Consider the following 13,056-nt stretch of genomic DNA (forward strand, 5'->3'; position numbering starts at 1 on the left):
CAGGATGCGGGGTCGTGCGTGGTGCGGCTGGTCGACATGATCTAGGTGATGAGGCGTGGGCGGTGCTCGAGCCGTTGCTGCCGGTCAAGGCGCGCGGCCGCAAGGCAGGGCTTCTGCGCCGGCAGATCGACGGGATCCGGTTCCGGCTCCGCACGGGCTGCCCGTGGCGGGACGTGCCCGAGGACCGGTACGGGCCGTGGCACAGCGTGTATCGGCGGTTCCGGGACTGGCAGCGCGACGGCACCTGGGTCAAGGTCATCGACCGGCTGCGCACCATCAGCGACGGCGCCGGGCTGATCGGGTGGGACCTGAACCTCGACTCCACGATCGCTCGCGTCCACCAGCACGCCGCCGGAGCGCGCAAGCGCCCGGATCTGCTGGTCGAGCCGCCCGGGGACGAGCCGGCCGACCACGGGCTGGGCCACTCCCGGGGCGGGTGGACCACGAAGATCCACGCGGTGTGCGAGCAGGGGCAGAAGCTGATGGGCATGGTCGTCACGGCCGGACACCGCGGCGACAGCCCACAGTTCGAGCCGGTGCTCGACACGGTCAAGGTGCACCGCCCGGGTGGGGTCAGGCGCCCGCGTACCCGCCCGCACAGGGTGCGCGCCGACCGGGCGTACTCCTCGGCCGCCAACCGCGCCCTGCTGCGCCGGCGCCACATCCGCGCGACGATCCCGGACAAGATCGACCAGCAGGCCAACCGGAAGAAGAAGGGCTCTGCTGGCGGGCGCCCACCCAAGGTCGACTCCGCCACCACAAGCTGCGGTCCGCGGTCGAGTGCATGTTCAACCGACTCAAGCGGTGGCGGGCCGTGGCCACGAGGTTCGACAAGCTCCAGCTGCGCTACGAGACCACCGTGACCATCGCGGCGATCGACGACTGGGTCACCGCGATCGTGAAGGCAGCCTGATCGCTGGCATCCTTGGCGTTCGTGGACTACTACGCCGCCCCCGAGGCAGGCGACGACGTCGACCAGCCCGACCGCGGCGACCTGATCGAGCTGATCGACGCCCTCGACACCAACGCCAACACGTTCTTCATCGTCTACCCGGCCGACGACGACCTCGAATGGTCCTACGCCGTCTCCAAGCACGTCAGTGCGTTCGGCGGCTTCGAACTCGACCGCTACGACCCCGCCACCGGCGTGCACGACATCACCACCGCCGCCGACACCCACACCATCGCCGACGACACCCTGACCTGGACCAGCCGCCGCTCACCCATTCCGAGACAGGCCCTAGGGGGCCAGCAGGCCCAGGCGTTCACCGCGGCGGCGCTACCGCTCGGCCGGACCTTGTGGGCGCAACTCCATCCACGTGTCGGGTTCGTCGAGCGGCGCCCAACCGTGTTGCCGGTAGAGAGCTGCGCCTTCACCCGACGCCTTGAGGACGATGCGCTTGAGCGCGAGCGGTTTGAGGTCGGCAACGATGCCGACGAAGAGCTGTGGTGGGCCCGGCCGGACTCGAACCGACGACATCCACGGTGTAAACGTGGCGCTCTACCAACTGAGCTACAGGCCCTCGTCGCGCCTCAGGGACGCGACCCTCAAGGGTACGGGAATCAGATCGCCGCGAGCGCCGACCGGTATGCCTCAAGGTCACGGCGCTGGCCGCGCGGGTTGACCACCGCCCATCGGATCACGCCGTCTGCGTCGATAAGGAACGACCCGCGCAGGGCGTGCCCGCGTTCGGCGTCGAACGCCCCGTAGGCGCGCGCTGCGGTCCCGTGCGGCCAGAAGTCGCTGAGCACGTCGAACCCGAACCCTTCCTGCTGCTGCCACGCCTTGAGCGCGAACACCGGATCGGTCGAGACGGCGAGCAGACGCACGCCCGCGGTCTCGAACTCCTCGATGTTGTCCCGCAGCTCGCACAGCTCGCCCGTGCAGATCCCGGAGAACGCGAACGGGAAGAACACGACGAGCACGGCCTCACCGCGCAGGTCGCCGAGGTGGACGGGCGTGCCGTGCGTGTCGGGCAGCGTGAAGTCGGGGGCGAGGTCCCCGGGCTGGAGCGTCATGCCCCCATGGTGCACGATGCCCGCGCCGCCCGGGGTCAGCGCCCGCGTCCGCGGTTGGCGAGCTGCGTCGCCGACCAGTCGCTCGCGACCGCGAACGTGGTCATGGCGTGCAGTCCCGCCGTCGTCGCGGCTTCCTGGATCTCGTCGTGCCCGACATGGCCCGAGCGACCGGGTTTGCGGGTGAACAGCCAGACCGCACCACCGTCGTCGAGAACGGTGAGCGCGTCGACGAGCATGTCGGCGAGGTCGCCGTCGTCTGAGCGCCACCACACGATGACGCCGTCGGTGACGTCGTCGTAGTCCTCGTCGACGAGCTCTCCGCCGGTGATCTCTTCGATCGCCTCGCGCAGCTCGTCGTCGACGTCGTCGTCCCAGCCGAACTCCTGCACCACCTGGCCGGGCGTGAACCCGAGGCGGTCGGCCTGGGGATCCGTCTGCATACCCACGTGGTCCGTCCGTTCCTTCCTGAGGCTAAGTCGTCCCGGTCCGTTGCGCGGACCGGGCTGGTGGTCAACGTAGTCCACGTCGGCCCTATGCGCCTCGTCACAGGCACGGCGACGGCGGGTCGCGCGCCCGTCGGCGCCGTCGCGGGTGGCTTTCTGCGGTTGTTGAGAGCGCAACAGCATGACCGACGTCACGGGCGCGGACCGGGCGAAGCAGTGTTCGCGGGGTTCAGTTGGGGACACAATGGGGGTGATTCGACGCCAGGTGTGACTGCGTGCTGCGCACTCACCCGAGGTCATGACAGAGAGAGGTGCTGGTGGCTTCGTACGACGAGACCGGACCGCTGATCAACGGTCTGCTCAGCTCGGTCCCCGACATCGACCCCGGCGAGACCGCCGAGTGGGTCGAGTCCTTCGACGGCCTGATCGACGACAAGGGCGGGCCGCGGGCCCGCTACGTCATGCTCAACCTGTTGCGCCGCGCACGTGAGCGCAACGTGGCGATCCCGGCGTCGTTCGCGACGCCGTACGTCAACACGATCGGCGTGCACGAGGAGCCGTACTTCCCCGGTGACGAGGCGCTCGAGCGCAAGTACCGCTCGTGGATCCGCTGGAACGCTGCCGTGCTGGTGACGCGCGCGCAGAAGCCGGGGATCGGCGTGGGCGGGCACATCTCGTCGTACGCGTCGGTCGCGACGCTGACCGAGGTCGGCCTCAACCACTTCTTCCGCGGGAAGGACCACCCGGGTGGTGGCGACCAGGTGTACTTCCAGGGGCACTCGTCCCCCGGCATGTACGCCCGTGCGTACCTGGAGGGGCGCCTCTCGCAGGAGGATCTCGACGGTTTCCGCCAGGAGAAGTCGAAGGGCGCTCACGGGCTGCCCTCGTACCCGCACCCGCGCCTGCTGCCCGAGTTCTGGGAGTTCCCGACGGTGTCGATGGGCCTCGGTCCGGCGTCGGCGATCTATCAGGCGTGGACGAACAGGTACCTGCACAACCGCGGCATCAAGGACACCTCACAGCAGGACGTCTGGGCGTTCCTCGGTGACGGCGAGATGGACGAGCCGGAGTCGCGCGGCATGCTGCAGCTCGCGGCGCACCAGGGCCTCGACAACCTGACGTTCGTGGTCAACTGCAACTTGCAGCGACTCGACGGTCCGGTGCGCGGGAACGGCAAGATCATCCAGGAGCTCGAAGCCCAGTTCAAGGGTGCGGGCTGGAACGTCATCAAGGTCATCTGGGGTCGCGAGTGGGACGCGCTGCTCAACGCGGACAAGGACCGCGCCCTGGTCAACCTCATGAACGTCACGCCTGACGGCGACTACCAGACGTACCGCGCCGAGTCCGGCGCGTTCATCCGGGAGCACTTCTTCGGGCGCGACCCGCGCACCAAGGCGCTCGTCGAGAACATGACCGACGACGACATCTGGAACATGAAGCGCGGCGGCCACGACTACCGCAAGATCTACGCGGCCTACGCCGCGGCGCGCGCCCACCAGGGCCAGCCGACGGTCATCCTCGCGCAGACGGTCAAGGGCTACGGCCTCGGTTCGGGGTTCGCGGGCCGCAACGCCACGCACCAGATGAAGAAGCTCAAGTCGGACGAGCTCAAGGCGCTGCGCGACTCGCTGCGCATCCCGATCCCGGACGAGCAGCTCGAGGACCCGTACTCGGCGCCGTACTACCACCCGGGTGCCGACGACACCGCGATCCAGTACCTCCTGGAGCGCCGTCGCCAGCTCGGCGGGTTCGTTCCCGAGCGGCGTCACGCGCCGAAGGCGATCGCGCTCCCCGAGCCGAAGTCGTACGAGCTGCTCAAGAAGGGCTCGGGCACGCAGGAGGTCGCCACCACGATGGCGTTCGTCCGCCTGCTCAAGGACCTCATCAAGGACAAGGAGTTCGGCAAGCGCATCGTGCCGATCATCCCCGACGAGGCGCGCACGTTCGGTCTGGACTCGATCTTCCCGAGCGCGAAGATCTTCAACACCGGTGGCCAGCACTACCTGGCCGTCGACCGCGACCTCATGCTCTCGTACAAGGAGTCCGAGGCCGGGCAGATCATGCACACCGGCATCAACGAGGCCGGTTCGGCTGCGGCGTTCCAGTCGGTCGGCACCGCGTACGCGACGCACGGCGAGCACATGGTGCCCGTCTACATCTTCTACTCGATGTTCGGGTTCCAGCGGACCGGCGACCAGTTCTGGGCGGCGGGCGACCAGATGACGCGCGGCTTCATCATCGGTGCCACCGCGGGCCGCACCACCCTGACCGGTGAGGGCCTGCAGCACGCCGACGGGCACTCGCCGCTCATCGCCGGCACCAACACGGCGATGATCGCGTACGACCCGGCCTACGGCTACGAGATCCGCCACATCATGCGCGACGCCATCGAGCGCATGTACGGGGCGTCGTCGGACGGTGTCCACGACGAGCGTGGCCGCGAGCAGAACGTCATGTACTACCTGACGGTGTACAACGAGCCGCTGGTCCAGCCGGCCGAGCCGGAGGACGTCGACGTCGAGGGCATCCTGCGCGGCATCCACCGGATCGCGGTGTCCGACGTCCCGGGTCCCAAGGCGCAGCTCCTCGCCTCGGGCGTGGGGGTGCCGTGGGCGCTCGAGGCCCAGCGGCTGCTGCGCGACGACTGGGGGGTGTCGGCCGACGTCTGGTCGGTCACGAGCTGGAGCGAGCTGCGCCGCGACGCGCTCGCCGCGGAGAAGGCGGTGTTCGTCGACCCGTCGGCCGAGCCGCGCACCCCGTTCCTGACGCAGAAGCTCCAGGGCACCGGTGGCCCGGTCATCGCGACGAGCGACTACGACCACCTGGTTGCCGACCAGATCCGCAAGTGGGTCCCGGGCGACTACGAGGTGCTCGGCGCCGACGGCTTCGGCTTCTCCGACACGCGCGCCGCGGCCCGCCGCTTCTTCCTCATCGACGGCCCGTCGATGGTGGTCAAGACGCTGCAGGTGCTGGCCCGCCGCGGCGAGATCTCGCCCGACGTCGTCGGCCGCGCCGTGGAGAAGTACCGCCTGCTCGACGTCACGGCAGGTACCTCGGGCAACGCGGGCGGTGAGAGCTGACCGTCTGACGACGTCGAGGGCCTCAGCCCCGGGTGGTGCCGTGAGCATCACCGGGGGCTGAGGCCCTTGACGTGTCGGGGCACCGGCACGGTGCGCTCCCGCACCGCCGTGGGCGGGCGAGAGCGGGCGGCACCGAGATCAGGGTGCGGGCTGCTGGGCGGCCTCGTGGGCGGCGATCGCCTGCTCGAGGGCCGGGCGGACACGGGCGACCTCGCCGTGGTCCGGGTGGAGCTGGAGGCTCGCCAGGTGCTGGCGCGCCTCCAGGACGCGGCCCGCCTCGAGGGCCGCGATCACCAGATGCTCGCCGACGGCGGGGATGTGCTCCCGAGCGCGCCAGTGGCCGACGCCGAGCCCGAGCGCCTCGACCGGCATCCCTGCGCCACGCAGGATCTCCATGCCGCCCGCCAGGGCGCGGCCCTCGGGGTCGCGCTCGGCGGCGGTGGCGAGGCGCCGCACGGCGCCCTCGGGGTCGGAGCTCAGGGACAGCCGGCCCAGCTCGAGCAGCGGGTACCAGCCCCGCGGGTGACCGGCGAACTCCTCTGCGAGCGCCCACACCGCGAGGTCGGCCGCCCGCTCCCGCTGGTCGGCCGGTGTCTCCTCGTCGGCCGCCGCGGTCAGCGGGTCCTCGGGGTTGGCCGACTCGGCGGCGCGCCGACGCACGAGCTCGGCGAGCGCGTCGAACGCCCGCACGTCGTTCGGGTCGTCATGCAGCATCGCGCGCAGCGCGTCTTCCTGGACCGAGTCGCCACGCCGCCGGTCCGTCGACGTGGGACGTCGTGTGCCGACGGTCGACGCCGAGAACTGCCGGCGGAGAAGGGCGCGGAGCCGGGGCATGAGTGCCATGTCATGACCATAACCACAACCGCGCCTTGCGAGTGTGCCGAGATCACTCCGACGGCGCGCGCTGCGGTCCTGCGGCAGCGGCGGACCGTCGTCGTTCGGGGACGGGACCGGTGTGAACGCGGACGATCCCCGTCACAGGGGACCGTTTGTGCCATCCCCACAAGCGTTCCCTGGTCGGGTGTGCGTGTGCGCACGTATCCTCGAAAGGTGCCCCACGCCACCACGAACGCCGACCACAGCCTTGAGCACCGTGCCGCGACGGTGCAGCGCGTCCGTGAGGGGGCCGGGTTCCTGGCAGCGGCAGCCCTGCGCCGCCTCGACGAGGAGCTGCCGTGGTACCGCGACCTCCAGGCCGAGGACCGCTCCTACGTCGGCCTGGTGGCGCAGTCTGGCATCACGGCGTTCGTCACCTGGTTCGCCGACCCGTCGGCCCCGCCCAGCGGTGTGGGCGAGATGTTCGCCGCGGCTCCCCGCGAGCTGACGCAGTCGATCTCGCTGCAGCAGGCGCTCCAGCTCGTGCGCCTCATGGTCGACGTTGTCGAGTCGCACGCCGACCAGGTCGCCGGTCCCGGTGCCGAGCGCGAGGTCCGTGAGGCGGTGCTGCGGTACTCGCGCGAGGTCGCGTTCTCCGCCGCCGAGGTGTACGCCCGCGCCGCCGAGCTGCGCGGGGCGTGGGACGCCCGGCTCGAGGCCCTGGTCGTCGACGCGCTGGTGCGTGGCGACGGCGACGACGCGGTTCGCTCGCGGGTGTCCGCGCTGGGCTGGAGCGGACGCGGGCAGGTGCTCGTGATGGTCGGCACGACGACGGGTGGCCTCGACGAGCTGCACACGGCGGACCTGCGGCGGGCCGCGCGCCGTGCGGCCGGCGACGCGCTCGTGGGCATCCACGGCGACCGCATCGTCCTGGTGCTCGGCGGCGACGGCGACCTGGTGGCCGCCGCCACGAGCCTGGTGCCGCGCTTCGGGTCCGGGACCGTGGTCATCGGCGGGCTCGTGCCGTCGGTCGCGGAGGCTTCGCGCTCGGCGGCCGCCGCCCTCGCGGGGCTCGCGGCCGCTCCGGCGTGGCCGCAGGCCCCGCGCCCGGTGCTGGCCGACGACCTGCTGCCCGAGCGCGTCCTGATCGGCGACGACGCCGCCCGCCGCACGCTCGTCGGGCAGGCGTACCGGCCGCTGGAGAACGCCACCGGGTCGGTGCTCGAGACGCTCTCGGCCTACCTCGGCACCGGGCGCTCGCTGGAGGCCGCCGCGCGTCAGCTGTACGTGCACCCCAACACCGTCCGCTACCGGCTGCGCAAGGTCTCCGAGATCACCGGCTGGGACCCGCTCGACGCGCGCGAGTCGTTCGTGCTCCAGGTGGCGCTCGCTCTCGGCCAGCTCACCTGACGGGTCCGAGCCCGAACACGCTTGTGGGAACCCCACAATCGCGTTCGGGCAGGTTCGTGCCTGTCGGTACGCGCCGCGGGCTGGTGCGTCTGTCACCGTTGACCCGTGCTCGCCGTCGTCTGCCCAGGACAGGGCTCTCAGACCCCCGGGATGCTCGCTCCGTGGCTCGACCTGCCCGGAGGTGCTGACCTTCTTGCCGCATACGCTGCGGCGTCCGGCCTCGACCTCGTCGCCCATGGCACGACGTCGGACGCCGACACCATCCGGGACACGGCGGTCGCCCAGCCGCTCATCGTCGCCTCGTCGCTGCTGTCGCTGCGCGTCGTCCTCGACGGGCGTGACACCGCCGACGTCGTCGACGTGACCGCCGGGCACTCGGTCGGCGAGGTCGCCGCCGCCGCCGTCGCGGGCGTGCTCGACGACGCCGGTGCCGTCGGCCTCGTGACCCGCCGCGCGCAGGCGATGGCGCAGGCGGCCGCCGCTGCGCCGTCGGGGATGAGCGCCGTCGTCGGCGGCGACCCGGACGAGGTGCGGGCCGCCATCGAGGGTGCCGGCCTGTGGCCGGCGAACATCAACGGCGCGGGACAGACCGTCGCGGGCGGCTCGCCGGAGAACCTCGCGGCGCTCGCCGCGAACCCCCCGGCTCGCGCTCGGGTCATCCCGCTCCAGGTCGCCGGCGCGTTCCACACCCCGTTCATGGACTCGGCGCGCGACCTGTTCGAGCCGGTCGCGACGGCGTGGCCCGCGGCCGACCCGCGCGTGCCCTTCCTCGCCGACCTCGACGGGCAGCCGCACGGCGACGCCGCCGCGGTGCTCGCACGCATCGCTGCGCAGATCACCGCTCCCGTGCGGTGGGACCTCGTCATGGAGGGCCTCGCCGCCCGGGGCGTGACGGGCATCCTCGAGCTCGCCCCCGGGGGTGTGCTCACCGGTCTCGCCAAGCGCGCCCTCAAGGGCGTCGAGCTCGTCGCCATCAAGTCGCCTGCCGACGTCGAGGCCGCGCGTGACCTCGTCGCCGCCCACTCCGACGCCGCGCGCACGAACGGAGCCCAGGCATGACAGTCCAGCTCAAGCAGGCCCAGCCGGTCGCCCACTCGCGCATCCTCGGCATCGGCGCCGAGCGCGGAGAGCTCGTCGTCACGAACGACGACATCGCGGGCCCGATCGACTCCTCGGACGAGTGGATCCGTCAGCGCACCGGCATCGTCACCCGCCGTCGCGCGGGCGCCGACCGCGACGTGCTGGACCTGGCGCAGGTCGCCGCGACCAAGGCGATCGCCGCCGCCGGCATCGCACCCGACGAGATCGACGCCGTCGTCATGTCGACCATCTCGCACTTCGTGCAGACGCCGTCGGCCGCCGCCATCCTGGCCGACCGCATCGGCGCCAACCCGGCGGCCGCCTACGACATCTCGGCCGCGTGCGCCGGCTACTGCTACGCGATCGGGCAGGCCGACGCGCTGGTGCGCTCGGGCGTCGCCCGCAACGTGCTCGCGATCGGCGCCGAGAAGCTGTCGGAGATCATCGACCCGACCGACCGCTCCATCTCGTTCCTGCTGGGCGACGGCGCGGGCGCCGCCGTCGTCGGACGCTCGGACACGCCGGGCATCGGCCCCACGGTCTGGGGCTCGGACGGTTCCAAGGCCGCCACGATCCGCCAGACGCACTCGTGGACCGACCTGCGCGCGGATCCGTCGCTCGGCTGGCCGACGCTGCGCCAGGACGGCCAGACCGTCTTCAAGTGGGCGAGCTTCCAGGTCGGCAAGTTCGCGCAGGCCGCGATGGACGCCGCCGGCGTGGGGCCGCAGGACATCGACGTGTTCGTCCCGCACCAGGCGAACATGCGGATCATCGACCAGATGGTCAAGCAGCTCAAGCTCCCCGGCGACGTCGTCGTCGCGCGCGACATCGTCGAGACGGGCAACACCTCGGCCGCGTCGATCCCGCTGGCGATCGACCGGCTCGTGGCCGAGGGCCAGGCGAAGTCGGGCGACGTCGCACTGCAGATCGGGTTCGGGGCCGGGCTGGTGTACGCCGCCCAGGTCGTGGTGCTGCCGTAACCTCGCCCCTGTTCCCACGAACTCCCGGGGCCGCCGGCCCCGGACACCCTCAACCAGAAGGAAAAACACTCATGGCTTACACCGACACCGAGATCCTCGAGGGCCTCGCCGAGATCGTCGCCGAGGAGACGGGCCTGCCCACCGACGCCGTCGTGCTCGAGAAGTCCTTCACCGACGACCTCGACATCGACTCGCTGTCGATGATGACCATCGTGACGCACGCCGAGGACAAGTTCGGGGTCCGCATCCCCGACGAGGAGGTCAAGAACCTCGCCACCGTCGGCGACGCCGTGACCTTCATCGCCGGCGCCCAGGCCTGACCACGGCTCACTGGCCGACGGCGGCGCACCGCCGCCGTCGGCCGCCTCCCCGTACCTCCCGAACCCCAGGAGCATCGCCATGACCGCACCCCGAGACGTCGTCGTGACCGGGCTCGGCGCCACCACGCCGCTCGGCGGTGACGCCGTGTCCACCTGGACGGCCGCGCTGGCCGGCGAGTCGGGCGCTCGGACCCTCGAGAACGACTGGGCGGAGAAGTACGGCATCCCCGTCACCTTCGCGGCGACCATCAAGGTCAAGCCCGACGAGGTGCTCGCGCGCCCCGAGATCAAGCGGATGGACCCGTCCGCGCAGTACGCCATCATCGCCACGCGCGAGGCGTGGGCCGACGCCGGGCTCGCCGGGGCCGAGGTCGACGGCGAGCGCCTGGGCGCCGTCGTGTCGTCGGGCATCGGCGGGATCTGGACGACGCTCGACGGCTGGGACACGCTGCGCGAGCGCGGCGCGCGCCGCATGCTGCCGATGACCGTGCCGATGCTCATGCCGAACTCGCCCGCCGCGTACGTCGAACTTGAGATCGGCGCCCGCGCCGGGGCGCACGCCATGGTGTCGGCGTGCGCGTCGGGTGCCGAGGCGATCGGGTACGGCGTCGAGATGATCCGCAACGGCCGCGCCGACGTCGTCGTCGCGGGCGGCACCGAGGCCACGATCCACCCCATGCCGATCGCCGCGTTCGCGGCGTCGCGCACGCTGTCGCTGCGCAACGACGACCCGGCCGGCGCCTCGCGCCCGTACGACGTCGACCGTGACGGCTTCGTCGTCGGCGAGGGCGCGGCCGTCGTCGTCCTGGAGTCGGCCGAGCACGCTGCCGCGCGCGGCGCGCGCGTCTACGCCAGGATCGCGGGCGTCGGCCTGTCGTCCGACGCCTACCACATCACCTCCCCCGACCCGGAGGGGCGCGGCCAGGTCGCTGCCATGCGCCGCGCGCTGGAGAACGCCGGCGCGACCGGGCGTGACGTCGTCCACGTCAACGCGCACGCCACGTCGACCAAGGTCGGCGACCTCACCGAGACGGCGTCGATCCGCTCGCTGCTCGGCGGTGAGGCCGACCACGTGCTGCTGTCGGCCACCAAGTCGATGACCGGGCACCTGCTCGGCGGGGCGGGTGCGCTGGAGACGCTGTTCACGGTCAAGGCGGTCCACGAGCGCCTCGCTCCCCCGACCATCAACGTCGCCAAGCCCGACCCCGAGCTTCAGGTGCCGCTGGTGCGCGACGTGCCCGCCGCGCTGCCCGCCGGCGACGTCGTCGCGCTCAACAACTCGTTCGGCTTCGGCGGGCACAACGTGGCCCTCGTGGTCACGAACGCCTGACCGCGCCCCCACGCACGACGGCGCCCCGCTCCTCCTCGTCGAGGGCGGGGCGCCGTCGTCGTCCCAGGTGGTGGCTCAGCCGACGCGGTGCAGCCAGCGCACCGGTGCGCCGGCCCCTGCGTAGCGGAAGGGTTCGAGCTCGTCGTCCCACGCGGTGCCCAGCGCGAGGTCGAGCGCATCCCGCATGGCGCGCGGATCGTGAGCGAGGTCGAGCGCCGACCGGACACGGTCCTCGGAGATGACGACGTTGCCATGCACGTCAGTCATGGCGTGGAAGATGCCGAGGTCCGGGGTGTGCGACCAGCGGGCACCGTCGGCACCGTGGCTGGCCTCCTCGGTCACCTCGTAGCGCAGGTGGTCCCACCCGTGCAGGGCAGACGCAAGGCGCGCACCGGTGCCCTGGATGCCCTGCCAGGAGAACTCGGCACGGTGCAGGCCGCGCGCGGCGGGCTGCACCGTCCAGTCCATGGACACGCGCGAACCCAGCACGTTGCCTGCCGCCCACTCGACGTGGGGGCACAGGGCACGTGGAGCCGAATGCACGAAAAGGACACCGCGGGTGATAGCGCCGGACATTGTTCCTCCCTGGGTCGAGGTCCGTCTTCCCCTACGTCCTCAACCAGGTCGGCGTGCGGCGTGTCACCTTGCGGTGTGATCGTGCGGTCACCAGTGTGCCACGCGCCATGATGCCCGACCGCACGCGCTGACGCGAGACGGACGCCACGTCACAGGCGGGCGCGCAGCTCCCGCATCGCCTTGGAGCGCACGCTGCGCTCCAGACGGTCGAGGTAGAGCTTGCCGTCCAGGTGGTCGCACTCGTGCTGGAGGCAGCGTGCCATGAGACCGGTCCCCTCGACGACGACGGCGTTCCCGTCCAGGTCGATGCCCTCCACCCGGGCGTAGGCGGCACGCGTCGTGGGATACCACAGACCCGGCACCGACAGGCAGCCCTCGTCGCCGTCCTGAAGCTCGTCGCCGAGCGCCACGATGCGTGGGTTGAGGACGTAGCCGACCTCGTCGTCGATGTTCCACGAGAACGCGCGCAGGTTCACGCCGATCTGGTTGGCCGCGAGACCGGCACGGCCCTCGGCGTCGACCGTCTCGATCAGGTCGGCAACCAGGCCGCGGACGCCGTCGTCGATCGTGGTGATCTCGTCACACACGGTGCGCAGCACGGGGTCAGGGATCACACGGATCTCTCGCATTGCCATGGCGTGCATTCTTTCACGGCCGACCCCCGCGGCGGTGTCAGCGAAGGACGACGACCAGCCCGACGACGACAGCGACCAGGCCCCAGAACGCCAGGCTCAGCCCCACGGCGAGCGTCAGGCCGCCGGCAGGACCCGGCAGGTCCTCGCGCGCGCGCAAGGCGACGCGGCGGGCGACCACGCCGCCTGTCACCACGAGTCCTACCCCGACCACGAGCCACCACACGGGTACAACCTGCCACATCGACCTCAGGGTTCCGGTCACCTCAAACCATTCGCAGCCCAGTCTGCGACAAAGTTGCACGCCGCGCCCCGCCCGCTGCGAGGCCCGGCCGGCGCGTCGAGCACGGGCATGCGCCCCGGGCAAGAG

At 71.6% G+C, this 13,056-nt stretch carries 14 protein-coding genes and 1 tRNA gene; 7 read left to right on the plus strand and 8 right to left on the minus strand.

Annotated features, from left to right (window positions below; all coding sequences use genetic code 11):
* Window positions 1-62: 62 nt before the first annotated feature.
* The gene (locus ET495_RS06665; protein ID WP_211340926.1) at window positions 63-863 is read left to right on the plus strand and encodes an IS5 family transposase; all 801 of its coding nucleotides are present in this window, start codon (window positions 63-65) and stop codon (window positions 861-863) included.
* A gap of 416 nt (window positions 864-1,279) precedes the next feature.
* On the opposite strand, the gene ET495_RS06670 is transcribed toward ET495_RS06665, so the two are convergent.
* The 4 genes from ET495_RS06670 to ET495_RS06685 form a co-directional block, all read right to left on the minus strand.
* Window positions 1,280-1,480, minus strand: a complete 201-nt coding sequence (locus ET495_RS06670; protein ID WP_129203637.1) for a hypothetical protein — start codon at window positions 1,478-1,480, stop codon at window positions 1,280-1,282.
* Window positions 1,448-1,523, minus strand: a tRNA-Val gene (locus tag ET495_RS06675). Before ET495_RS06675 ends, ET495_RS06670 begins: the two co-directional genes overlap by 33 nt.
* Before the next feature lie 40 nt (window positions 1,524-1,563).
* Window positions 1,564-2,019: a peroxiredoxin gene (locus ET495_RS06680; RefSeq protein ID WP_129203639.1), complete on the minus strand. Its 456-nt coding sequence runs from the start codon at window positions 2,017-2,019 to the stop codon at window positions 1,564-1,566.
* Window positions 2,020-2,054: 35 nt separating this feature from the next.
* Window positions 2,055-2,459 (minus strand): DUF3052 domain-containing protein, encoded by a 405-nt coding sequence (locus ET495_RS06685; protein ID WP_170220572.1) that lies wholly within the window; start codon window positions 2,457-2,459, stop codon window positions 2,055-2,057.
* A 320-nt stretch (window positions 2,460-2,779) separates the two neighbouring features.
* On the opposite strand from ET495_RS06685, the gene aceE reads away from it, so the two are divergent.
* Entirely contained in the window at window positions 2,780-5,542 is a 2,763-nt protein-coding gene (gene aceE / locus ET495_RS06690; protein WP_129203643.1) for a pyruvate dehydrogenase (acetyl-transferring), homodimeric type, read from the plus strand.
* Between the two features lie 138 nt (window positions 5,543-5,680).
* On the opposite strand, the gene ET495_RS06695 is transcribed toward aceE, so the two are convergent.
* Window positions 5,681-6,385 carry a hypothetical protein gene (locus tag ET495_RS06695; RefSeq protein WP_129203645.1) on the minus strand — a complete coding sequence of 235 codons (705 nt, stop codon included), beginning with the start codon at window positions 6,383-6,385 and terminating at the stop codon, window positions 5,681-5,683.
* A 207-nt stretch (window positions 6,386-6,592) separates the two neighbouring features.
* On the opposite strand from ET495_RS06695, the gene ET495_RS06700 reads away from it, so the two are divergent.
* From ET495_RS06700 to ET495_RS06720, 5 genes are all read left to right on the plus strand, one after another.
* The gene (locus tag ET495_RS06700) at window positions 6,593-7,768 is read left to right on the plus strand and encodes a PucR family transcriptional regulator (protein ID WP_129203647.1); all 1,176 of its coding nucleotides are present in this window, start codon (window positions 6,593-6,595) and stop codon (window positions 7,766-7,768) included.
* Window positions 7,769-7,873: 105 nt separating this feature from the next.
* Window positions 7,874-8,827: an ACP S-malonyltransferase gene (locus tag ET495_RS06705; RefSeq protein WP_129203649.1), complete on the plus strand. Its 954-nt coding sequence runs from the start codon at window positions 7,874-7,876 to the stop codon at window positions 8,825-8,827.
* Window positions 8,824-9,828 (plus strand): beta-ketoacyl-ACP synthase III, encoded by a 1,005-nt coding sequence (locus tag ET495_RS06710; RefSeq protein ID WP_129203651.1) that lies wholly within the window; start codon window positions 8,824-8,826, stop codon window positions 9,826-9,828. Before ET495_RS06705 ends, ET495_RS06710 begins: the two co-directional genes overlap by 4 nt.
* 71 nt (window positions 9,829-9,899) lie before the next feature.
* Window positions 9,900-10,148 (plus strand): acyl carrier protein, encoded by a 249-nt coding sequence (locus ET495_RS06715; protein ID WP_129203653.1) that lies wholly within the window; start codon window positions 9,900-9,902, stop codon window positions 10,146-10,148.
* 79 nt (window positions 10,149-10,227) lie between these two features.
* Window positions 10,228-11,478, plus strand: coding sequence for a beta-ketoacyl-[acyl-carrier-protein] synthase family protein (locus ET495_RS06720; RefSeq protein ID WP_129203655.1), 1,251 nt, complete (start codon window positions 10,228-10,230; stop codon window positions 11,476-11,478).
* Between the two features lie 75 nt (window positions 11,479-11,553).
* Here the strand turns inward: ET495_RS06720 and ET495_RS06725 are convergent, their stop codons facing one another.
* The 3 genes from ET495_RS06725 to ET495_RS06735 all read right to left on the minus strand — a co-directional run bounded on the left by ET495_RS06725 (window position 11,554) and on the right by ET495_RS06735 (window position 12,951).
* Window positions 11,554-12,054 (minus strand): DUF3145 domain-containing protein, encoded by a 501-nt coding sequence (locus ET495_RS06725; RefSeq protein ID WP_129203657.1) that lies wholly within the window; start codon window positions 12,052-12,054, stop codon window positions 11,554-11,556.
* Window positions 12,055-12,203: 149 nt separating this feature from the next.
* A complete protein-coding gene (def, locus tag ET495_RS06730; protein WP_129203659.1) occupies window positions 12,204-12,689 on the minus strand; it encodes a peptide deformylase in 486 nt (161 codons plus the stop codon).
* A 37-nt stretch (window positions 12,690-12,726) separates the two neighbouring features.
* Entirely contained in the window at window positions 12,727-12,951 is a 225-nt protein-coding gene (locus ET495_RS06735; RefSeq protein WP_129203661.1) for a hypothetical protein, read from the minus strand.
* Between the last annotated feature and the right edge of the window lie 105 nt (window positions 12,952-13,056).

The organism is Xylanimonas allomyrinae (genome assembly GCF_004135345.1).
GTDB lineage: Bacteria > Actinomycetota > Actinomycetes > Actinomycetales > Cellulomonadaceae > Xylanimonas > Xylanimonas allomyrinae.

Excerpts from the sequence above, each read along its gene's own strand:
- ET495_RS06670 (WP_129203637.1), bottom strand. The coding sequence starts at position 1,480 with ATGTCGTCGGTTCGAGTCCGGCCGGGCCCACCACAGCTCTTCGTCGGC.
- ET495_RS06680 (WP_129203639.1), bottom strand. The coding sequence starts at position 2,019 with ATGACGCTCCAGCCCGGGGACCTCGCCCCCGACTTCACGCTGCCCGAC.
- ET495_RS06685 (WP_170220572.1), bottom strand. The coding sequence starts at position 2,459 with ATGCAGACGGATCCCCAGGCCGACCGCCTCGGGTTCACGCCCGGCCAG.
- ET495_RS06695 (WP_129203645.1), bottom strand. The coding sequence starts at position 6,385 with ATGGCACTCATGCCCCGGCTCCGCGCCCTTCTCCGCCGGCAGTTCTCG.
- ET495_RS06710 (WP_129203651.1), top strand. The coding sequence starts at position 8,824 with ATGACAGTCCAGCTCAAGCAGGCCCAGCCGGTCGCCCACTCGCGCATC.
- ET495_RS06715 (WP_129203653.1), top strand. The coding sequence starts at position 9,900 with ATGGCTTACACCGACACCGAGATCCTCGAGGGCCTCGCCGAGATCGTC.
- ET495_RS06720 (WP_129203655.1), top strand. The coding sequence starts at position 10,228 with ATGACCGCACCCCGAGACGTCGTCGTGACCGGGCTCGGCGCCACCACG.
- ET495_RS06725 (WP_129203657.1), bottom strand. The coding sequence starts at position 12,054 with ATGTCCGGCGCTATCACCCGCGGTGTCCTTTTCGTGCATTCGGCTCCA.
- def (WP_129203659.1), bottom strand. The coding sequence starts at position 12,689 with ATGGCAATGCGAGAGATCCGTGTGATCCCTGACCCCGTGCTGCGCACC.